The following is a 21,650-nucleotide window of genomic DNA, read 5'->3' as shown; positions in this document are numbered from 1 at the left end:
ATCGATGACGGAAAAAGTTGTGGAGATAAAAAATCTAACATTTAGATATGATAATAGGATAATTCTTAAGGATATCAACTTAACCATTAATAAAGGAGAATTTTTTGGATTAATAGGTCCCAATGGTTCTGGAAAATCAACATTATTAAAGCTGATCTTAGGTTTATTAAAATTACAACAAGGAGAAATAATTTTATTTGGGAAGGGTAGGGATGTTTGTCAGGATTGGGATAAGATTGGATATGTATCTCAAAAGGCTAATTCTTTTAATACTGGCTTTCCTGCAACTGTATTTGAAGTAGTATCAATGGGGCTAATAGGTCAAAAAAGACTTTTTAGGCGATTGAATAGGGAAGATAGAGAAAGGGTGCTAGAGGTTATTAGATTAGTAGGTCTTTTTGATTTGGAAAAACGAAACATTGGTAAGTTGTCAGGTGGTCAGCAACAACGGGTGTTTATTGCGAGAGCATTAGTGAAAAAGCCCCAGTTATTGATTCTTGATGAACCTACTGTGGGTATAGATAGTGAATCCACGAGAAAATTTTTCTATTTGCTAGAGAAGTTAAATAAAGAAATGGGAATAACTATTATCATGGTTTCACATGATATTGGAATCTTGAACAAATATGTAACGAGATTTCATCATTTGGAGGTATGAGAATGTTAGAACTTTTAGACTTTCCATTCATACAACGAGCATTGTTTGCGGGATTGATGATAGGTATTGTTAGTCCTTTGATTGGGACTTTTCTTGTTTTAAGACGTCTTTCTTTTATCGGTGATACATTATCTCATACAACTTTGGCCGGGGTAGCAGCTGGTTTTTTATTCGGTTTTTATCCAATAATAAGTGGGATGGTCTTTGCTGTATTAGCTGCTTTGGGAATTGATTTTTTAAGAAAAACATATCAGCATTATGGAGAACTATCGATGCCGATAATGATGTCGGCGGGAATAGGAGTAGCTTTGGTATTAATAAGTTTGTCTGATGGTTTTACAGTTGATCTATTTTCTTACCTGTTTGGTAGTATACTAGCAGTTACCAAAATAGACTTGATAACTATAGTTACTTTAGGGATAATAATCATCTTGACTATTATGCTTTTATATAAGGAATTACTATATATTTCCTTTGATGAGGAAGGGGCAAGGCTTAGTGGCATCCCTTATCAAAGAATTAATTTAATCTTTATCATATTAGTTGCACTCACCATAGCTTCGTCTATGCGAATAGTCGGAGTGTTATTAGTTTCTTCGATGATGACTATTCCTGTAGCAACAAGTTTACAAATATCAAATAGTTTCAATCAGACGATATTATATTCGGTATTTTTTGCTGAACTTTCAATAATCATCGGTTTTTTTATTGCTGCAAATTTTGAATTATCTTCCGGTGGTACGATGGTATTGGTTAGTGTTGGAATTCTATTATTAACAATATTAATCAAAAGACTTAGTATTTTTATATTAGTTAAACATTAATTATCTAACGGCTATGCCTTTACTTGGGGATAATAGAGACAAAATGATGTACAATTTTTGCTGTTAATCCCCAAATTATATAATCATTGTATATGTAGAATAATTCATATATTTTACGTTTTCTCCAAGGATAATTTTTACCGCCCGGGATTAAATGAAATGGAAAGGAATCGCTCGGTTCAATTTTAATATTAATTTCATGTTTTTCTGGTTCAGTTTGTAAAAAATAATCAATCGGAACAAGAAAAATGTCATCTACCTCATCCCGATTTGGGTTTAATTGTTGAATATTAATCTTAGCTACAAATGGATAGATGATAGAATTTAATGAAGGTATGTAAGTATCCAATTGCCCGATTATTTCAATATCATCTTTTGGAATACCTAACTCTTCTGAAGCTTCTCTAATTGCGGCATCCTTTTCACTAAGATCACTTTTATCAATTTTTCCTCCGGGAAAGCTTACTTCTCCTGGTTGTCTTCTTAGTTTTTTAGCACGTATTTCAAACAATATTGATAAAGACTGGTCATCATTCACGACGATTGGAACGATTACTGCATATTTATTCATTTCTTCATGGTCTAAAATATTAATTTTTCGATTTTGAAGATTATTTTTTATCTCACTAAGCACTACCTTTTCACTCCTATTTATGAATGGGCAATTATAAAAGATCACTTCTCTATTATAATAAAAAAAATTGATGAAAATCTAAAGAGTAGCGGTTATTTAGGAAAAGTTAGTCAATAAAATTCAAAAAAAACTAAATTATAGAAAAATAGATATTGACAACGCTTACATTAACGGATAAAATTAGTCTAACAAGTTAATGATCATTGATGGAGAGTTGGAGTCCACTATAAAGCCTTTTACATAAAAGGGTATTTTATAGTGGATTTTTTATTATATCAAAGAGGGAGGGGATTTAGGAATTTTTGAACAGAGATTTAATTTTTGGGTTAGAAATTTTATAACAAAATTTAATTTAGGAGGTAAATGAAGATGTCACAATTTTTAGGTGAAATTATTGGTACTATGATCTTAATAATCCTAGGTGGAGGAGTAGTTGGAGGAGTAGTATTAAAAAAATCTAAAGCAGAAAATTCTGGCTGGATCGTTATTACTTTTGGATGGGGATTAGCAGTAGCATTAGCAGTTTATGCTGTGGGAAGTATTAGTGGAGCTCACATAAACCCTGCTGTTACTGTCGGATTGGCTATGGTAGGAGATTTCCCTTGGGCCGATGTTCCTAAGTATATTGTTGCTCAAATGATTGGAGCATTCATTGGAGCAGTAGTAGTTTGGTTACATTTTTTACCACATTGGAAAGAAACTGATGATCAAGGTGCTAAGCTTGCTGTATTTTCTACTGGACCAGCAATTAGAAGTACATATGCTAACCTATTAAGTGAAATTATTGGGACTTTTATCTTAGTATTTGGAGTTTTATTTATTGGTGCAAACGAGTTTACACAAGGTCTTAATCCTCTAATTGTTGGTTTCTTAGTATTTAGTATTGGACTTTCTCTTGGTGGTACAACTGGATATGCAATTAACCCTGCTAGGGATTTAGGACCAAGAATCGCTCATTTTATTTTACCAATCCCTAATAAAGGTTCTTCAGACTGGTCCTATTCGTGGATTCCGGTAGTTGGGCCAATTATTGGAGGTAGCTTAGGTGCTCTTTTCTATAAGGCAGTTTTCTTAGGAGAAGTATTTAGTTCATTTTGGGTTTTCAGTCTTATTACGTTAGCTATTATCTTTATGGCTGTAGTTCAAGTTAAGAAAAATTAATCATCATAAATGATTGATAAATATTAAATGGAATCATAGATTAGTAGTGATTAATTTAATTTTTAGAAGGAGGAAGAAAATTGAAAGAGAAATATATTCTGTCATTAGACCAAGGAACAACAAGTTCAAGGGCAATACTTTTCAATAAGAAGGGCGACATTATTGCAATGACCCAAAAGGAATTTCCTCAATATTATCCAAAGCCAGGTTGGGTAGAACATAATGCTAATGAGATCTGGGGTTCTGTATTAGCTGTTTTAGGTGAACTTTTCGGAAACTATAACGTTGAACCTGATCAAATAGAAGGAATCGGAATCACTAATCAACGTGAAACAACTGTAGTATGGGATAAAAATACTGGTGAGCCGGTGTATAATGCAATTGTATGGCAAAGCCGTCAGACTGCATCAATATGTGATGAGTTAAAGGCTAAAGGTTATGAACAAATGGTTCGTGAGAAAACCGGACTTGTTATTGATGCATATTTTTCTGGTACAAAAGTTAAGTGGATCCTTGATAATGTAGAAGGTGCTAGGGAAAAAGCAGAAAAAGGCGATCTATTATTTGGTACTATCGATTCCTGGTTAATTTGGAAATTATCCGGTGGAAAAGTACACGTAACTGATTATACAAATGCTTCTAGAACAATGATATTCAATATTCACACTCTAACTTGGGATGAAGAGTTACTAGAAATATTAGGTATTCCAAAGTCTATGCTTCCAGAAGTTAGACCTTCCTCCGAAGTTTATGGAAAAACTGCTACTTATCATTTCTTTGGTCAAGAAGTTCCTATTGCCGGTGCAGCAGGAGACCAACAGGCAGCATTATTCGGTCAAGCGTGTTTTGAACCTGGAATGGCAAAAAACACCTACGGAACAGGTTGTTTTATGCTTATGAATACTGGTGAAAAGGCAGTTCAATCTGAAAATGGTCTTTTAACAACAATTGCCTGGGGAATAGATGGTAAGGTGGAATATGCCCTTGAAGGTAGTATATTCATTGCAGGTGCGGCAATACAATGGTTAAGAGATGGACTAAGGGTAATAGAAAAGGCTCCTGATTCAGAGAACTTGGCTACTAAAGTTGAGTCAAGTGATGGAGTATACGTAGTGCCAGCCTTTGTTGGATTAGGTACACCTTATTGGGATATGGATGCTAGGGGAGCTATTTTTGGTCTAACTAGAGGTACTACACGTGAACACTTAGTTAGAGCAACATTAGAATCTTTAGCTTACCAAACAAAAGATGTTTTATCAGCTATGGAAGCGGATTCTAAAATTAAATTAAATACCCTTCGTGTTGACGGTGGTGCGGTTAAAAATAACTTTTTAATGCAATTCCAATCAGATATCTTATCTGTTCCAGTAGAAAGGCCAGTAGTAAATGAAACAACAGCATTAGGTGCAGCTTATCTTGCTGGATTAGCAACAGGATTCTGGAAGGATAAAGAAGAAATTGCTCGAAATTGGGCGATTGAAAAAACTTTTGCACCTGAACTTGATGAACAGAAGGTGGAAGAATTATATAGTGGTTGGAAGAGAGCTATTGATAGTACAATGCACTGGAGTAGCTTAAAGTAAAGATACTTTTAATGTGAATATTTAGATGTTATAATTTAAATAGACGATAATTTAATATTTTTCACGGTTGGAGATTTGGAGAGACCACACAAATACCTTTGTCTATGAGGTTTGATTTGTTGTGGTCTTTTTTGCATTTTATTCCTATTTCACCGATAGAGGGAGGAGTATATTGTGGGGAATAGAATTGAAACGGAAGTTGTTGTTATAGGTGGGGGTGCTACTGGAGCCGGTGTTTTTCGTGATTTAACTTTACGTGGTATTAAGGCAATCTTAGTAGAACAGCGGGATTTGACTTATGGGACTTCATCGAGATATCATGGTCTGCTTCATTCAGGTGCAAGATATGCGGTTAATGACAAAGAAGCAGCTAAAGAGAGTTATGAGGAAAATCTAATATTAAAGGAAACTATTCCCGGTTCTATAGAGCGGACAGGTGGCTTCTTTGTTAAACTCCCTCAAGATGACGATGAATATGTTACAAAATGGGTGAAGGCTTGTAACGAAATTGGGATACCGATTGAAGAGATATCTTTAGAATCAGCGTTACGTGAAGAACCATATTTAAATAAAAAAGCTCAAGCAATCTATCGTGTACCAGATGCCGCAATTGATGGATTTACAATGATTATTGATCTTGTAGCCGATGCTGTACGAAGAGGGAATAAGGTATTAACTTATCATCAAGTAGAAGATTTATTGATGAGAGAAAATCATGTTGTCGGTGTAAAGGTTAAAAATGTATATACTGGAGAAATCATAGAAATATACGCTAACATCGTAGTAAATGCTACTGGATCTTGGGCAGCAAGGGTTGCAGAATTTGCGGAAATAAAGATAAATATGATCAACAATCGTGGTATGTTGGCAGTATTTAATCAACGCTTTAACAAACAGGTTATCAATCGTTTACGAAAGCCTAGTGATGCGGATATTTTCGTTCCGGCACACAATGTCACTATTTTCGGCACAACTGGAATAAATGTTGATCAGCCTGATGATTTTTCATTAAATTACGAAGAACTCCAGATGATGTTAGAAGATGGAAGCAACCTTATCCCAAATCTGAAACAGATGAGGATTATTCGTGCATTTGCTGGGGTACGACCTCTTTATCAAGAAAATAAGACATCAGAAGCTGGTGGGAGAAATGTAAGTCGAGGGATGGCGTTATTAGACCATTCTGCACGTGATGGTATAGAAGGATTTGTGACGATAGTTGGTGGGAAATTAACAACATTTAGGTATATGGCAGAAAAGACTGGAGACTTGGTTGCAGGGAAAATTGGTAATTATAAAAGCTCCACAACACGTTTCGAGGTTGTTCCTCATCGCCATGCTAAAGAATTTTTTAAAGAAATCAATATGGCACCTGCTACAAAAAACAAGCTTTTTCACTGGGCTGGCACTAGAGCAAAAGATCTTGAGAAAAAGATGAAAGACGAAGAAATTCTTAAAACAGTCGTTTGTGAGTGTGAACAAGTAACCTTAGGAGAAATTGAGGCTTCATTGCCAAATGGAAAATTCAATTTAGGTGATATACGTCGTAGAACAAGACTTGGAATGGGACCATGTCAAGGAACATTTTGTCATCATCGTGCGGCTTCTTTAATAGTTCAAAGAGGATTAGCTACAGCCGAAGAAGCAGAAGAAGCTGTAATACAGGCGATTGAAGAAAGACAAAAGGGAATGCAAATTATAAATGAAGGTGAAACGGCTAAACAGTTAGACCTGATGAGGGCAATTTACTATGTTTCTTTAGGAATGGGGAAGGAGAAATAGAAAATGTTTGATGTGATTGTAATTGGTCAAGGGTTAACAGGAATGTTAACTGCAATCTGGCTTAAGAAAAAAGGTAAATCAGTGGCAATTGTGCATCAAGGTACAGGTAAAATCATTCAGTCAACTGGATTAATGGATATCCTTCCCGGGATGGATGGTACAATCGAGGACTTGATCAAAGAATATCAAATTGAAAGATGGAATGATGTTTTTATCAAAGAAAGTATTGAATCCTTTAATATGTTGATGAGAGATTTAGGTTATCCATATAGAGGAGATGTTGGTAAGCCAGTTGAAGTGATCACTGGTTCGGGGCACATAAAGTTGACTGGATTATTTCCTGAAACAATTGTTCCGTTTCCTAAGAAAGGTAATATAGCAATAGTTTCTTTTAAAGAAATCACTGATTTTCAATCTGAATATGTTAAAGGGAATTTACAGAAGCGAAGACCGGAGTTAGTGATTTATTCAGTTAATGTATCTCTTGGGAAAAATTCTAATAGGACTATGAATCAGTTAGATGCTGCAAGATTATTGGAGAAGAGTGATGTAAGAAAGTATGTTATAGCTCAAATCAAAAAATATTTTGATAAGAAAGTGATCGATAAATTAGATTTAGTAGTCTTCCCTTCAGTACTTGGAGTTATGGAATGGAAAACAGTGTTAAATGAATTTGAGATGGAAATAGGATCACCTATCACAGAAGCAGTAGGGATGCCTCCCAATGCTACAGCAATTCGTTTAAATGAATTTTTAAAAAAAGAAATGATCCGACAAGGAATCAGGTTATATTCTGATACAACGGTAATTTCAGCAAAGGTTGAAAAACGACGGATTGAGAAAATAAACATAGTAAACAACAAATTCAACAACCTAAAGGCAAAAAATTATGTTTTGGCAACGGGCGAAGTTTTAGGTGGTGGATTAGAAGATGCTTCTCTTTCCAATCTATTTGTAGTTGGTGCCACTAATGATTCGAAAGTAACTAGGTATGGTATAACAGGTGGAATTTATTCAATTTTATCTAGTTATGAGGCGGTATCTATGATAAGTGGTGCCTATAGTCATGGTAATACGATTAAAGGAGGCGACAACTGATGTTAAAACTAATAGAAAGTCCCTTTGATCGTTGTTTAAAGTGTAATGCATGTGTGGTAAGTTGTCCTGTCTCTAATTATTCATTGGATTTTGGTGGCCCAAAACACTTAGGTCCTGAATTGAAAAGGCTGATAGAAAACCAGGATTTGTTAGATGATCCTAGGGTTGAGTTATGTGCAATATGTGGAAATTGTGATATATCTTGTCCAGAACAAGTACACGTTACAGACCTCATTGTTCAAGCAAAGGCAATCCATTCTGAATTATCTGGTACAAAGTTTAGAGATAAGCTGTTAAGTAATCCTGAATTAATAGGCAAGATTACCTCCAACTTAGCGCCTATTACAAATATTGCTATGAAAGCAAAACCTATTAGAAAAGCTATAGAAAAGGTTATGGGGATTCATTCAGAAAGACAATTTCCTAAATATGAATTTAATAATTTTAATCGTAGATATAAGAAGAAGACGGCAAATAGTGAGCGTAAAGTAGCTTACTTTGTTGGTTGCTATGCAACGTATAATGCGCCAGAGATTGGTGATGCTTTTGTAGAAGTAATGGCCTATAACAATATTGAAGTAGCAAAGCCTGACCAACATTGTTGTGGAATTCCGATGCTGGCTAATGGACAGTTTGAACAAGCAAAGAAAAATGCGAAATTTAATGTGCAAAGTTTATTGAAGTACGTCAGTGAAGGATATGATATCGTTGCAACCTGTAGTAGTTGTACACTCGCTTTGAAAAAAGAATATGTATCTGTGTTAGGAATTGATGGTGCAGAAGAGTTAGCTAAACACGTTTATGACTCATCTGAATATTTAAGGATGTTAGATGAAGAAGGAGTATTAAATAAGAACTTATCCCCTTTAAATGATAATGCAGGTTATTATGCTCCTTGTCATATGAAAGCTCAAGGAATAGGTAATCCAGCTATGGATATTTTAGAACTAATTCCAGGATATGAAATAAAAGATTTGGCAGCTGGATGTTGTGGCCAATGTGGTACTTTTGGCTTTAAAGAGGAGAACTTTACACTGTCTCTTGATATCGGTAAATCAATGCATGATGCAGTGGAGGAATTGCAGCCAGAATACACTGTTACTGAATGTGGAATGTGTAAGAATCAAATTAATCAAATGACCGACCAAGTTGTAAAACACCCCATAGAAGTATTGGCTGAATCATACAAAAAATCTAAATAATTCAGTCTAACGGCTAAATGTGGTAATTTTATATTATAATGATTATAAAATAATTTGCATTATAATAATTAGCCTCATATTAGTTTAATGTCACTTTTAATGGCATTGTTATAATGCCTATGTGGTTTTATGAGGGGGGGAAAGTAAAAATGGTTTTTAATGGTCAAAAAATAATACCTGCAATTCGAAACATGAAAAATTTTGAAAAAGCTTTAAATACTGAACATGAATATGTAATATTATTAGATAGTAATATTTCCCAATTAAAAAACATTGTTAATTATTTAAAAAAGGCAAATAAAAAAATAATATTACATGTTGATCTGATTCGAGGTCTAAAAAATGATGAGCATGCAACCCTATTTTTATTAAATGAGATTAAACCTGATGGATTAATATCTACCCGTTCTCAAGTAATAACAACAGCAAAAAAGCGGGGGATCTTAAGTATTCAAAGGTTATTTTTAATAGATACTAGTGCGTTAGAAATGAATTATAAATTAATAGAAAATGTAAAGCCTGATTTTGTAGAGGTATTACCTGGGATAATCCCCAGTATGATTTCAGAGATTATAAATAAAACAGGGATCCCAGTATTAGCAGGGGGACTAATTCGTACACCGGATGAAGTGAATGCAGCAATAGATTCGGGAGCTACTGCAATAACCACTTCAAATTCATCTTTATGGTAAGCTCATTTTTCACCCTCTACAAAATACAACCTTTACAAACTATTTAATCGTGAGAGTTAGCTGAGCAATTTTTATCCTTGTTTCGCTAGTTGTTTTTTTAATTCGTCAATTAGTTCAAAAGATAATTTTGTCTCTGCTTTATAGTTAGGGTGATTAACCTTTAAGATAACATTGTTAGTATTCAAAAAGGCTGATTTTTGAATATCGGTAAAAGGGAAATGTAAATAATGGATTGATTGAGTATATTTTTCTTCTTTATCTTCATTAGCATCATCTTTAGGCTCGTATGAAGTTACTACCTGGTCATCAAATTGAAGTTCAACGTATTTTTCGATCCCGATAATATTCTTATTGAATCTCCTTAACTCCTCTTGGTTGTGGACTTCAATGAAAAGAGTCATACTAAGTTCGTTAGTTTCAGGGAGTAAATCATTATAAACGTTTAACAACTCATTAAGATATGTTTCGTCGGTTATCTGTTCAATGCGGATCATTTCTTGAATCTGATATAATACCGTTAATTTAGATTCGAATAATCCGGTCATTAGGTCGCTAATCTTAACTCTACGAACCTTCTTAACAGCAATTATTTCCTTTAAAAACTTATCTTGCAACATTTTATATTTTTCATAAGGTATAAGGTCAGATTTCGTTAATTTAGACATTTTGTGCCTCCTAATAATTTAGATAAAGAACGGACTAGGTTCTGAAGCCTAGTCCTTTTATTAATATTCCATTGATTCCAAAAATTAATCCTCTAAACGTTCGAGAATTTTCTTAAATGTGTTTGCATGTGCTTTTTCAGATTTTGCCATAACTTCAAACCATTCAGCGATTTCTTCAAACCCTTCCTCGCGAGCGATCTTTGCAAAGCTTGGGTACATTTCACTAAATTCATACTCTTCTCCGGCGATTGCGGATTTTAAGTTCTCTGCAGTTGTTCCAACTGGTAAATCTGTAACTGGATCGTTTCCTCCGTGCTTAATGATCATATCAAAGTGACCAAATGCATGTGATGTTTCACCATCAGCGATTCGTTGGAATGAAGATGAAACATCTGAAAAACCTTCTATATCAGCTTTTTTTGAGAAATATAAGTAACGACGGTTAGCTTGTGACTCTCCTGCAAATGCTGCTTTTAAATTCTCTAATGTTTTACTATTTTTAAATTCCATACTTATCACCCTTTTTATATTATTTTGTTTCTAAAGTTAGTTTAGTCGAAATTTTTTTTTTTGTCAAGATAAGAAATTAAATAGAGTTTAAATGATAACGTAAAGAATTAATTAACAAGCTTAAAGCTATTATGTTACAATATATGAAAAAAATTATTTAGGGGTCGAATTAGATGATCATTCATATGTTTGGAAGTACATTTGAATTAATAGAAAATCATAAAGATGGGTGGAATGTTGAAGCGTTTCGTGAGAGATACAGTGAGATATTGGATAAATATGATTATATTGTTGGTGATTGGGGTTATAATCAATTAAGATTAAAGGGGTTTTATGAAAATAATAAACATCGGGTTCCTGAGGATATGAAAATAAGGACTCTTGAGGAGTATGTACTGGAATATTGTAATTTTGGCTGTGCTTATTTTGTCTTAAAAAAAGTGAAGCAAAATGATAAATAATTTTTTAATTAACTATAAACCAGATGGCAGGTGCCATCTGGTTTATAGCAGTATTTTTCATATGGTAATAATAGGGGAGAGTAAATAATTTAAACTAAACTTACTTACTAATAGAAGATTGATTAGTATTAATAGATTGTTTACTGTTTACAGATTGTTTAACTTTATTCATTACGAATGTGAAAATGTAACCCCCAGTTAAGAACAGTAAGCCAATGGAAATGTATAAAATTATTTCAGCTAAACTTTGATTTTGAGAACTTGTGAAAAAGGTTCTCCATTTTTCCCAGCCTTCCATTGGAGCCTCTACACCAAATAGGAAAGGCACAAGATATAAGAATGCACCAGCTAATAGTAAATATGATACTTTATTATAATCTTTAGCGCGATCATCAGCATCTCCAGTTAATTTAACTGTTAAAGCCCAAAATAGTAATACTGTTGCCAATGGACCTGATATTGGTAATGGTTGGTATAAGAATAAATTAGGGAAGAAGAAGAACAAGCTTATTATAAAGGTAATAATCAATACAGCATCTCTTAGCATGACGTATAACAACCACCATACATCGGCACCGAAACGTAAAGTAAACTTCTTTAAATAGCGAATAATATATGGCCGATTAAAGTGTACAATTAGACTTAAAATCCAAAATATTGGCAAGAAAGCAGCAAGAGTAACATAAACGAATGTTTCCCCTCCACTTAATAAACCATTAATAAGACCTTCATCGATAGGGTCAACCTCATGTGTATGAGCTACTGCTTCAGCTTCCACACCATCTGAATCGTGACCTTCATTAGCTAATACCGGACTTGCAATTATTAAGATAGTTAATGATAACATCAATACTGCAAAAAATATTTTGTTATTTTTCAAGGTATTTAACCTCCTTTCAATGTTTAAATTAAGATAATTTAAAGCGATTTTTTCTTTTTGCCATCACCAAAGTTTTCCATGAAAACTCTTTCTTTGGCCAAGGGTCTCTTTTAGGACCATGTTTAAATGCAGCTTTAGTGTAATTAGAAAGAGGTTGCCAACCTGTTTCATCACTAGGTTCTTCTAACATGATTCCAGGTTTTTCAAATTCGATTTCTTCAACCTCTAAAATAGTTATTGCTTGTACTGGACATTCATTAACACATATTTTACAGTTAACGCATTTACTAACTTGGATAGGAAATTCCATCATCCACTCGTATGGTTTGGCTTGGTCACGATTGAATTCTCCCCAAGGCCCTTGTTCCTTTGGACGTGTCATATCAATCGTTTTTTGGGGACAGACATCCATACATATTCCACAACTAAAACAAGAGAGTTGGTCTACATTAACCTTAAATGCCATAATGTCTCCCCCTTTTATTCGCTTTTGACAGAGTTATTTTTCAATACAAACCATACTGCATATCCTCCGATAGCAATAAAAGCGATCATCGATAACCATAATAATGGATATGCTAATGAAGTGTTAGTTTGGCTAACTAAGAATTTACTGATCGGCTGAAGAAGTTCAACTTTAGATCCTTGAACCCCGAAGATTACTGATGCTAAGTATAAAGCTGATCCGATTCCAATTAGATTTGTTTCCAGAATATAAGCTTTAGCATCATCATCTGGATCTTTAACCAATCTAACAACTAGTGAAGCTAATAGAAATACGCCTGCTAAAGAACCGAAAATTGGGAATGGTCTTTCTGCTAATAACATTGGATAGAAATAGAATAAGCCAACGACTAATGTCAAAATAGCAACTAAATCCCTAATTAGGATGTAAGCAAGCCACCATAGATCAGCACCCAGACGTAAACCGAACTTTTGAACTAATTGTAACATGTAAGGTCTTGCCAATTGTAAAGCAACTAATAATAACCAAAAAACTGCTAAAATAAAGTTTAATAAGGATTCTACAAAGGCTTCTCCCCCTACAACAATGAAGCGATCAGTTGTTTTTGCAATTTCTGCGACTTTGTCTTCGTTACTTTCACTTGCATTTTCTTCATCGTTATGGCTGCCCTCTTCGCTGTCAGAAACCTCCCCATCTTGGTGAGAGCCTTCATCATCCTCGGTACTTTCGTTGTTATCAACTGTTTGTTCATTAGATTGAGTTACAGATTCTTCTTGAGAACTTGTGTTTGAATCTGAATGTCCTGGGTCAGCTAGAATAAGTGTAGGGAAAGCAATTAATAGTGTTAAAGAAATCATAAGAGTTAAAAATAAGTTTAACTTTTTATTAGACATAACGTCACCTCCTATAATATTTGTTCAATTAAATTATTAGTAATTCCATCTTTATTATAGTCAGATAATACAGAAAATTTCTATTACCCTTGAGGGTGATTTTTTTAGTACACCAATTGATTACTTGATCAATAAAAAACCTATTCATTTTGGAATGAATAGGCCTTTTATTGATTTTGATTTTCATCGATAATACCTTCTGAATAAGCGTAGCTTATTATTTCGCTTCTACTTTTTAATTGAAGTTTATGCAATATATTTCGTAAATGTTTTTTCACTGTGTTCTCTGAAATATTTATTCTTTCAGCTATTTGTTTATTTGATATTCCTGTGGCAACTAGTTGTAATACTTCTTGTTCTCTGTCAGTTAATGTTTGATATTTACTTGGTTTTTCTTCTGGTGTTAATACATCAGATAGTTCTTTTAAAACTTTACCAGCTATTTGTGGTGAAATAACAGTTTGTCCAGCTTCAACATCATAAATTAACTTGACCAATTCTTCAATTTCTAAATTTTTCAATAAATACCCATCAGCACCATATTTTAAGGCTTGGTATAAATTTAAATCCTTTTCTGAAATTGTGAGTATGATTATTTTTATATCAGGAAATTCATTTTTGATAATTTTTACGGTTTCAATACCGTTTAATTTTGGCATTTCAATATCGAGTAAGACAAAGTCTGGTTTTAAAATCCGGCATTTTTCAATAGCTTCCAAACCATTTTTTGCCTCACCAACAATAATCATATCAGATTTAAGTTCAATTAAAGTTTTTAGTCCTTGCCTAAACAGTGAGTGGTCATCACACAGTAGCAATCTTAAACTCAAATTAATGCACCTCTAGATTTTTAAATTAATAACAATACTAGTACCTTCACCAATTTTTGAAACAATCTTAAATTTACCACCAATAGATTCAGCCCGTTCCTTCATAATCTTCAAACCGAACTTTTTATTAATATTAATCTGATTTTTGAAAAAGCCTTGCCCATTATCCTTAATTAATAATTGGATACTTCCGTTATTCAGTTGTTGTATTTTTACTTCAACTTTACTTGCATTAGCGTGCTTTCTAACATTGGATAGGGCCTCTTGAACAATTCTAATTAGCTGTACTTTTATTTCAAAAAACTCATCAATAGGTAAATTACTCGGAATAGTTGAATTAACCTCAATGCCATTTGTTTCAGCAAATTCTTGTAAGTAGTGCTCCAATACTTCTTTAAAATTTTTATGTTCCGCTAAGTCTAACTTAAGGTCAAAAATCCCTTGGCGAACATCATCATACAATTTTTTTATAATATTGCTGACTTCTTGTATTTCTTGCCTTGTTTTTTGTAAGTTTTCATTTTCTAAGTAATGTTGGGAGGCTTGGGTTTTTAGATTTAATACGCTTAAAACTTGACAGATACCGTCGTGCATCTCCCTAGCAATTCTCTCTCTTTCTTCTAAAGTTGCAAGTGCTCTAAATTCGGCTTGTTTTCTCTTCTCTATCTCAAGTAGTAACCGATCGATTAGGGCAAATACAGCGTTCGCAAAAATTAGTACACCTAAAATTAATATTACAACAGCAGTAGTAGTAACGACTTTTTGTGGCCAAATTTTTTGCAAATATCCATGACGAATATATTCTAGTCCAATAATAATCGTAATTGGAAATATTGTGGCGATAAGTTTTATTAATTTAAAATTTAATTTCATATTGTTTCACCCTTAGTTATTGGAAAAGGTTAGCATTTATCCATATTATACTTTAAAATTTTCTCTATTAAAATGAATACTTAGCCATCATAACCCAGTCAATTCCATGAATATCGTTTTTCAAAACACCTTCTTCTTGATATCCATGTTTTGCAAAAAAGTTTGCAGCACGACTATTTTTATACGATTTTAAAGATAGCTTATGGCAATTTTTTGCTTTGGCTATTTGTTCAAATTCAGAAAGCAATGCTTGTCCGAAGACTCCTTTTCCCCGAAATTCTTCTTTAATAAGCAGTGTACTTAAATAACCAACACCACCGATTATTCTAAATTGGGCAACACCTACAATTTGATTATCGATCCTAGCTGTTATCATCTTTTCTTCCATCTTCCACTTAGATTGGTCAGTAAATCCGAAGACTTCCTCATTTGCTGATGGCCACTCATTCATATAGAATTCCTTGATATCTTGGTTGAATCCTTGTTCTGTGACAAATTGTAATTTTTCCATAATATCTCCTCCGATAGATAAGAATAATTAATTAGTCCATGATTAAATGAGGTTTGTGGGGTAAACTATGAATTGTTCGGATAAAGCGAATAGTTTTAGTTTTCGCCCTCATAACTATGGAGTGTGTTTCTGCTAAATCACCACCCATAAATCTAACCCCTTTTAATAGCTCTCCATCTGTAACCCCTGTTGCTGCAAAGATTGCGTCATCCCCTTTAACTAAGTCTTCCATCTTAAGAAGTTGTCGGGGATCTTTTAATCCCATTTTAACACACCTTTGATATTCTTCATCATTCATTGGCACCAACCGTCCTTGCATTTCTCCACCCAAAGCTTTTAGTGCGGCAGCCGATATAACTCCTTCTGGTGCTCCACCAGTTCCAAGGAATAAATCAATACCTGTTTCAGGAAATGCTGTAGCGATTGCTGCACCTACGTCTCCATCGCCGAATAATTTAACCCTTGCACCAATATCTCTAACTTTTTCAATAATCTCTTGGTGTCTATCTCTTTCTTGAATAATCACAGTTAGATCTTTGATTCGTTTATTGTTAGCTCTTGCAATTGTTTCCAAAGTTTTTTCAAGCGGGTCATCTAAGTTAATTTTTCCCGCAGCATTTGGTCCAACAGCAATTTTTTGCATATACATATCAGGTGCATGTAACAAGTTCCCTTTATCGGCAACAGCGATAACAGCCATTGCATTTGTTGAACCCTTAGCTACGATATTGGTACCTTCGAGTGGATCTACTGCCACATCGACTTCCGGGTATTTGGCATTTCCCAATTTTTCACCAATATATAGCATTGGTGCTTCATCCAATTCTCCTTCACCGATAACAACGGTTCCATTCATCGCCACGGAATCAAACATGGCACGCATTGCAGTAGTAGCGGCATTATCTGCTTCATTTTTTTTGCCTCTTCCCATCCATTGGGAGGATGCCAATGCTGCTACCTCTGTTACTCTAACGATTTCTAATGCTAATTCTCGTTCCAATTCTGTCACTTCTTTCAGTATATTTTCATAATTATTTTAACAGAATAGATGTGCTAGTTGTGCAAAAATTAAAAAATCATTTTAAAATATCGATTAAATTGTTGTCACTTGCTACAATATTTTCTATGCTAGTATTAAAGTCTTGATTGTGGTTAATTTAAATTAAGGAGAGAGAATCAATGTATAACGTTAATCGCAAGAAAATTGAGGAAATATTGAACAATCTCAAACAGGTTCTTGAAATAGTTAGACCAATATTGAATTATTCACAAGAACAATTTATTGAAGATAAGTTTGCTACATTAGCCCTTGAGAGGGCAATGCATATTTCTGTAGAATCTATAGTTGATGTAGGGAATTATCTAATAGACGGTTTTATAATGCGTGATCCAGGTAGCTATGTTGATATAATTGAAATACTAAATGATGAACGTGTTATCCCAGATGAAGAAGCGATAAAGTTAAAGCAGCTAGTTGAATTTCGGAAAAATTTAGTTCACGATTATACCCGCTTGAATTATAATTATTTATTTCAATTGTTTAAAGAAATGTACAATGCGATTTCAAATTTTGAAAAGTACGTTTATGAGTATTTACGCAAAGAATTGGGTTAAAAAAATTTATATAATTAAATGTATAAAAAATTTACTTATTTCTTAAAGTTAGCTAAAATAGTAATTGAAGGGCAGGTGAGATTATGAAGAAGGATACTTTGACAACTAGAGAAGAAATCATGATGATGTTAAAAACGAATGGGTCAATGACAGTTAGTGAAATTTCTAAAGGGTTAGGAATTACAGAGATGGCTGTTAGACGCCATTTAAATACATTAGAACGGGACGAGTTAATTAAGGCTTCCATCGTTAGACAGGCTATGGGGAGACCTACGAATTTGTATTCCTTAACAGATAAGGCAGAAAATCATTTTCCGAAGGCTTATAAAAATTTAGCCGATGATATCTTAGCCGGTATCTTTGAAGAAGAGGGTAAAGAAAAGATAGACAAGATATTTGAAAGAAGAGAAAAAAAGCTTAGGGAAGCTTATGCAAAAAAAATGCATGGTTTAACTGATCTTGAGGAAAAAGTTAACGCTCTAGTTAATATTCAAAACGAAAGAGGATACATCGTTGAACTTGAAAAAGTTGATAATGGATTTTTACTCAAAGAATACAATTGTCCAATATTCGAGATATCCAGACAATATAATCAAGCTTGTGACGGAGAGAAAAAACTTTTCGAAAATATTTTAAATACAGAAGTTAAAAATTTATCCTGCATGGGGCGTGGGGATACCTATTGTGTTTATCATATCAAAAATAAAAAATAGATTTGATAAAACTAAAAAGCTAAACTTTGTTAAAACCAAAGTTAGCTTTTTTTATTCCTTTTCTATCTTTGACCAATTATGAGCAATACGGCTTGATGCTGCAGCGGCTATTGCCCCAACTATATCATCTAAGAAAGTATTTACTTGTCCATTCTCATGTTCATTTAATTTAGCTAATATCCCTGGTTTCATTTTATCTATATAACCATAATTAGTAAATCCAATACTACCATAAACGTTAACTATTGATAATGAGATAATTTCATCAATACCATATAGACTTTCATCATGGATTAACATTTCTAATAGGGGGGATTCTAAAGCTTGTTTCTCGGCCAATTTATCTAACTGAATTCCCGTAATTACTGCATTTTGAACTTCACGTTTCATTAATACTTTTTTAACATGTTGTTCACAGATATCAATCGTAATCTTAGAAAAGTATTTAGACTGTAAAAAATGGACTAGCTCAGCGATATCCCAAGTAGTCACTCCACGTTCTTTTAATAATCTTAAGGTACTTTGATAAACTTCTTCATCTGATGTTTTATAATCTTGCTCCATATAGATCGCTCCTCATACATTTGTTCATAGTATGTCCATAGTTATTAATTTTAATTAAAATTAGAGTATCTAATTATGTTATTATTTAATTGTGATATTGAAAGGATAGGAGTGATAGTTGAATGGCAAAACCATATGTTTTTGTAACCAGAAAGATTTCTGAAGAATCAGTTGAATTATTAAAAAACTCCTTTGAAGTAAAAGTTTGGGAAGAAGATCGGGTAGTACCAAGAGAGATACTATTAGAAGAGGCTAAAAAAGCTGATGGATTGTTGATAATGTTAACAGATAAAATCGATAGCGAATTGATCAATCAAGCCGAAAATCTCAAAGCAATATCCACAATGGCAGTTGGTTATGATAATATCGACTTACAATCTGCAACTGAAAAGGGTATCATTGTAACAAATACTCCTGGGGTATTAAGTGAAGCAACTGCGGACCTTACATTTGGTTTGTTGATGACTACTGCAAGAAGAATTAGTGAAGCAAATCGTTATGTGCTTGAAGGTAAATGGACTAAATGGAGTCCGATGTTGATGGCTGGGCAAGATATTTATGGAGCTACTATAGGTATTATTGGAATGGGAAGAATCGGTGAAGCAGTTGCTAAAAGAGCTACTGGTTTTGATATGAAAATTTTGTATCATAATCGTAATCGCAGACCAGAGGTTGAAAAAAAATTAAATGCTGAATATCGTTCTTTAGACGAACTGTTAAAAGAATCAGATTTTATCGTACTGCTAACACCATTAACACCAGAAACTACTAACCTAATCGGTAAGCGAGAATTCGAATTGATGAAATCCTCTGCTGTCTTCATCAATGTTTCTAGGGGTGCAACTGTAGATGAAGAAGCTCTTTATGATGCATTAATTAATAAAAAGATTTGGGCAGCGGGATTAGATGTATTCAGACAAGAACCTGTTCCTATCGATCATCCGCTTTTACAATTAGAAAACGTTGTGGCAATACCTCATATTGGTAGTGCCAGTATTAAAACTAGAAAAAATATGGCGATTATGGCAGTAAATAATTTGATCGATGCTCTGATCAAAAAAGAATCTCCAAATATTGTTAATATAGAAGTATTGGAATAAATAAATATTAATGATAAAAGTCTCTGGATGTACAGAGACTTTTATCATTAGAGAAATTACTGATATTAATTTTGTATAGGTTAAAAAATATTATCGAACTTGTTGAACTTCTACGATTTGACCAGGTAGCTCTTCCTTAAGAGCACGCTCAATTCCATTCTTTAGAGTCATGGTTGCTCCAGGACATGAGCCACATGCACCAACTAACCTTACTTTAACGATACCATCTTCGACAGCTACAAGTTCACAATCCCCGCCATCACGTTGTAAAAAAGGACGTAATTTATCGATAACATTTTTTACATCATCATATAAAGCCATATAAATGATCTCCTTTCATTTAAATTTAAGAGCAATTATATTATATGACAAAGTGCTCAATCTCATATAGATAGTATTTTACCATATAAGCACTAGTTTAACCAGTTGCCAACTGTTAGCTAAATTTTGCTTTTTTTATGGTAAGTATTTTTAGCTATTGTTTGAATGAGTAAGATAGTGATAAACTAAATTAGTAAACAAAAAAATATATTATTAAAAAAATACATTAAAAAAGGGGAATGGGATATGGGACAATTAATTGAACTTTGCACTCATAATTACCAATTTGGAACAGAAAAAGTAGTTAAAAAATTTGAGCAAAATCCAAAGTATGATATTGTAGAAAATAATTGCCTAGGACATTGTGAAAAATGCGGTACTAATCCTTATGTCCTTTTAAATGGAGAATATATCGAAGCTACTGACCCAGATGAATTAATTGCAAAAATCGAGGAAAAAGTTGAAAAAAGTATTTAAAAATGGACTGCCGATATGTGGCAGTCCTCTATTTTTGATAAACTTTTATAATATTGTAAAAGGTATCTCGTTCAACAGGGATTTTGTTTGCACCTTGAATCAACCAAATAAGTTCATCACGTGTAAGTCCCGATTGGGTTACTGCTCCAACAGAATGGCTAATTCTTTCTTCAATCAGTGTTCCATGAACGTCTGAAGCTCCAAAACTTAAAGACATTTGAGTAAGCTGAGTACCTATATTTATCCAATAAGATTTTATGTGATCAAAATTGTCTAACATTAGACGACTAATAGCTACCGTTTTAAGGTCATCAAAAGCAGAAGTTCTTTGCTTTAATGATGCCGTAACTTTCTTTGGTTGGATTGCTAATGGTATGAATACAAGAAATCCATGATGTTTATCCTGTAATTCCCGTAGACGAATCATATGGATAAGTCGTTCTTCAAGGGTTTCGATTGAACCATAAAGCATGGTAGCATGTGTTTTTAATCCCATTTTATGGGCGGTTTCATGCACGTCTAGCCACTCTTGGGTTGTTGCTTTGTCTGGACTCATTTTTAAGCGATAGCGTTCTGTTAAAATTTCTGCTCCGCCTCCAGGAAGGGTATCTAAGCCAGCCTTTACAAGTTCATTTAAAACTTCTTCTACTGATAGACCAGATATTTGTGAGAAAAAGACGATTTCTGCCCCAGAGTATGCCTTAATAGTAACATCAGGATAATTTTTTTTGAGGGTTTTTATTGTATCTACATAATAACTAAAGTCAACCGTATGATTATGCCCGCCGACAATATGGAATTCGCGTATTTTATCAGTATATCGTTCAGAAACATATTGTAATAATTCATCCATACTCATTGTGTAAGCGCCGTCTTCATTAGGGTCTCTTCGATAACCACAGAACTTACAATGGGCTTCACAAACGTTGGTAGGATTAATATAAAGATTTTGGATAAAATAAACTTTGTTACCGTTCTTATTCAAATTCACTTCATTAGCTAGTTGAGCGATTGTAAGAATATCAGGTGATTGATATAAAGTTATTCCATCTTCTAAAGTTAAACGTTCACCATTTTTAACCTTCTCAATAATCGGTTGTAAAGATTTATCTTGAATAAGTAAGCCCATCTTTTTCTC

At 33.6% G+C, this 21,650-nt stretch carries 26 protein-coding genes; 13 read left to right on the top strand and 13 right to left on the bottom strand.

What is annotated here, in order from left to right:
• The first annotated feature begins 4 nt into the window (after positions 1-4).
• Positions 5-658 carry a metal ABC transporter ATP-binding protein gene (locus BHF71_RS06055; RefSeq protein WP_069656771.1) on the top strand — a complete coding sequence of 218 codons (654 nt, stop codon included), beginning with the start codon at positions 5-7 and terminating at the stop codon, positions 656-658.
• Between the two features lie 2 nt (positions 659-660).
• Entirely contained in the window at positions 661-1,482 is an 822-nt protein-coding gene (locus BHF71_RS06050; RefSeq protein WP_069656770.1) for a metal ABC transporter permease, read from the top strand.
• A 19-nt stretch (positions 1,483-1,501) separates the two neighbouring features.
• Here the strand turns inward: BHF71_RS06050 and BHF71_RS06045 are convergent, their stop codons facing one another.
• Positions 1,502-2,116: an NUDIX hydrolase gene (locus BHF71_RS06045; protein WP_084024310.1), complete on the bottom strand. Its 615-nt coding sequence runs from the start codon at positions 2,114-2,116 to the stop codon at positions 1,502-1,504.
• A gap of 369 nt (positions 2,117-2,485) precedes the next feature.
• Here BHF71_RS06045 and BHF71_RS06040 point away from each other — a divergent pair, with 369 nt between their 5' ends.
• From BHF71_RS06040 to BHF71_RS06015, 6 genes are all read left to right on the top strand, one after another.
• Positions 2,486-3,277 (top strand): MIP/aquaporin family protein, encoded by a 792-nt coding sequence (locus BHF71_RS06040; RefSeq protein ID WP_069656769.1) that lies wholly within the window; start codon positions 2,486-2,488, stop codon positions 3,275-3,277.
• 80 nt (positions 3,278-3,357) lie between these two features.
• On the top strand, positions 3,358-4,860 hold the full coding sequence (glpK, locus tag BHF71_RS06035; protein WP_069656768.1) for a glycerol kinase GlpK: 1,503 nt from the start codon (positions 3,358-3,360) through the stop codon (positions 4,858-4,860).
• 174 nt (positions 4,861-5,034) lie between these two features.
• A complete protein-coding gene (gene glpA, locus BHF71_RS06030; protein WP_084024308.1) occupies positions 5,035-6,642 on the top strand; it encodes an anaerobic glycerol-3-phosphate dehydrogenase subunit GlpA in 1,608 nt (535 codons plus the stop codon).
• Positions 6,643-6,645: 3 nt separating this feature from the next.
• Positions 6,646-7,740: an FAD-binding protein gene (locus BHF71_RS06025; RefSeq protein WP_069656767.1), complete on the top strand. Its 1,095-nt coding sequence runs from the start codon at positions 6,646-6,648 to the stop codon at positions 7,738-7,740.
• Positions 7,740-8,942: an anaerobic glycerol-3-phosphate dehydrogenase subunit C gene (locus tag BHF71_RS06020; RefSeq protein WP_069656766.1), complete on the top strand. Its 1,203-nt coding sequence runs from the start codon at positions 7,740-7,742 to the stop codon at positions 8,940-8,942. Before BHF71_RS06025 ends, BHF71_RS06020 begins: the two co-directional genes overlap by 1 nt.
• A 149-nt stretch (positions 8,943-9,091) precedes the next feature.
• Entirely contained in the window at positions 9,092-9,634 is a 543-nt protein-coding gene (locus tag BHF71_RS06015) for a glycerol-3-phosphate responsive antiterminator (RefSeq protein WP_069656765.1), read from the top strand.
• A 71-nt stretch (positions 9,635-9,705) separates the two neighbouring features.
• Here the strand turns inward: BHF71_RS06015 and BHF71_RS06010 are convergent, their stop codons facing one another.
• Together BHF71_RS06010 and BHF71_RS06005 are read right to left on the bottom strand one after the other, a co-directional pair.
• A complete protein-coding gene (locus BHF71_RS06010) occupies positions 9,706-10,299 on the bottom strand; it encodes a DUF3501 family protein (protein WP_069656764.1) in 594 nt (197 codons plus the stop codon).
• An 84-nt stretch (positions 10,300-10,383) separates the two neighbouring features.
• The gene (locus BHF71_RS06005) at positions 10,384-10,809 is read right to left on the bottom strand and encodes a rubrerythrin family protein (protein WP_069656763.1); all 426 of its coding nucleotides are present in this window, start codon (positions 10,807-10,809) and stop codon (positions 10,384-10,386) included.
• Positions 10,810-10,982: 173 nt separating this feature from the next.
• Here BHF71_RS06005 and BHF71_RS06000 point away from each other — a divergent pair, with 173 nt between their 5' ends.
• Positions 10,983-11,270, top strand: coding sequence for a YutD family protein (locus tag BHF71_RS06000; RefSeq protein WP_069656762.1), 288 nt, complete (start codon positions 10,983-10,985; stop codon positions 11,268-11,270).
• Between the two features lie 100 nt (positions 11,271-11,370).
• On the opposite strand, the gene BHF71_RS05995 is transcribed toward BHF71_RS06000, so the two are convergent.
• From BHF71_RS05995 to glpX, 7 genes are all read right to left on the bottom strand, one after another.
• A complete protein-coding gene (locus BHF71_RS05995; RefSeq protein ID WP_069656761.1) occupies positions 11,371-12,150 on the bottom strand; it encodes a hypothetical protein in 780 nt (259 codons plus the stop codon).
• A gap of 28 nt (positions 12,151-12,178) precedes the next feature.
• A complete protein-coding gene (locus BHF71_RS05990) occupies positions 12,179-12,616 on the bottom strand; it encodes a 4Fe-4S dicluster domain-containing protein (RefSeq protein WP_069656760.1) in 438 nt (145 codons plus the stop codon).
• 14 nt (positions 12,617-12,630) lie between these two features.
• Positions 12,631-13,509 carry a hypothetical protein gene (locus BHF71_RS05985; RefSeq protein WP_069656759.1) on the bottom strand — a complete coding sequence of 293 codons (879 nt, stop codon included), beginning with the start codon at positions 13,507-13,509 and terminating at the stop codon, positions 12,631-12,633.
• 167 nt (positions 13,510-13,676) lie between these two features.
• Positions 13,677-14,339 (bottom strand): response regulator, encoded by a 663-nt coding sequence (locus BHF71_RS05980; RefSeq protein ID WP_069656758.1) that lies wholly within the window; start codon positions 14,337-14,339, stop codon positions 13,677-13,679.
• A gap of 12 nt (positions 14,340-14,351) precedes the next feature.
• Positions 14,352-15,212, bottom strand: coding sequence for a sensor histidine kinase (locus BHF71_RS05975; protein ID WP_069656757.1), 861 nt, complete (start codon positions 15,210-15,212; stop codon positions 14,352-14,354).
• 67 nt (positions 15,213-15,279) lie between these two features.
• On the bottom strand, positions 15,280-15,723 hold the full coding sequence (locus BHF71_RS05970) for a GNAT family N-acetyltransferase (RefSeq protein WP_069656756.1): 444 nt from the start codon (positions 15,721-15,723) through the stop codon (positions 15,280-15,282).
• A 31-nt stretch (positions 15,724-15,754) separates the two neighbouring features.
• Positions 15,755-16,723, bottom strand: a complete 969-nt coding sequence (gene glpX / locus BHF71_RS05965; RefSeq protein WP_069656755.1) for a class II fructose-bisphosphatase — start codon at positions 16,721-16,723, stop codon at positions 15,755-15,757.
• 179 nt (positions 16,724-16,902) lie between these two features.
• Here glpX and hepT point away from each other — a divergent pair, with 179 nt between their 5' ends.
• Both hepT and BHF71_RS05955 read left to right on the top strand, forming a co-directional pair.
• Entirely contained in the window at positions 16,903-17,337 is a 435-nt protein-coding gene (gene hepT / locus BHF71_RS05960) for a type VII toxin-antitoxin system HepT family RNase toxin (protein WP_069656754.1), read from the top strand.
• Between the two features lie 83 nt (positions 17,338-17,420).
• A complete protein-coding gene (locus tag BHF71_RS05955; RefSeq protein ID WP_069656753.1) occupies positions 17,421-18,050 on the top strand; it encodes a helix-turn-helix transcriptional regulator in 630 nt (209 codons plus the stop codon).
• A gap of 51 nt (positions 18,051-18,101) precedes the next feature.
• Here BHF71_RS05955 and BHF71_RS05950 read toward each other — a convergent pair whose 3' ends face one another.
• Complete coding sequence (locus BHF71_RS05950; protein WP_069656752.1) at positions 18,102-18,614, bottom strand: phosphatidylglycerophosphatase A family protein; 513 nt, start codon at positions 18,612-18,614, stop codon at positions 18,102-18,104.
• Between the two features lie 122 nt (positions 18,615-18,736).
• Here BHF71_RS05950 and BHF71_RS05945 point away from each other — a divergent pair, with 122 nt between their 5' ends.
• Positions 18,737-19,714, top strand: coding sequence for a 2-hydroxyacid dehydrogenase (locus tag BHF71_RS05945; RefSeq protein WP_069656751.1), 978 nt, complete (start codon positions 18,737-18,739; stop codon positions 19,712-19,714).
• A 90-nt stretch (positions 19,715-19,804) separates the two neighbouring features.
• On the opposite strand, the gene BHF71_RS05940 is transcribed toward BHF71_RS05945, so the two are convergent.
• Positions 19,805-20,035, bottom strand: coding sequence for a NifU family protein (locus BHF71_RS05940; protein ID WP_069656750.1), 231 nt, complete (start codon positions 20,033-20,035; stop codon positions 19,805-19,807).
• Between the two features lie 246 nt (positions 20,036-20,281).
• Between BHF71_RS05940 and BHF71_RS05935 the strand changes: the two genes are divergently transcribed.
• Entirely contained in the window at positions 20,282-20,512 is a 231-nt protein-coding gene (locus BHF71_RS05935; protein ID WP_069656749.1) for a DUF1450 domain-containing protein, read from the top strand.
• Positions 20,513-20,540: 28 nt separating this feature from the next.
• Here the strand turns inward: BHF71_RS05935 and mqnE are convergent, their stop codons facing one another.
• On the bottom strand, positions 20,541-21,641 hold the full coding sequence (gene mqnE / locus BHF71_RS05930) for an aminofutalosine synthase MqnE (RefSeq protein WP_069656748.1): 1,101 nt from the start codon (positions 21,639-21,641) through the stop codon (positions 20,541-20,543).
• Between the last annotated feature and the right edge of the window lie 9 nt (positions 21,642-21,650).

Origin of the sequence: Vulcanibacillus modesticaldus (genome assembly GCF_001730235.1) — a bacterium.
GTDB lineage: Bacteria > Bacillota > Bacilli > Tepidibacillales > Tepidibacillaceae > Vulcanibacillus > Vulcanibacillus modesticaldus.
Note: the sequence above shows the minus strand (reverse complement) of the source record. Positions and strands in the feature narration are given on the sequence as shown.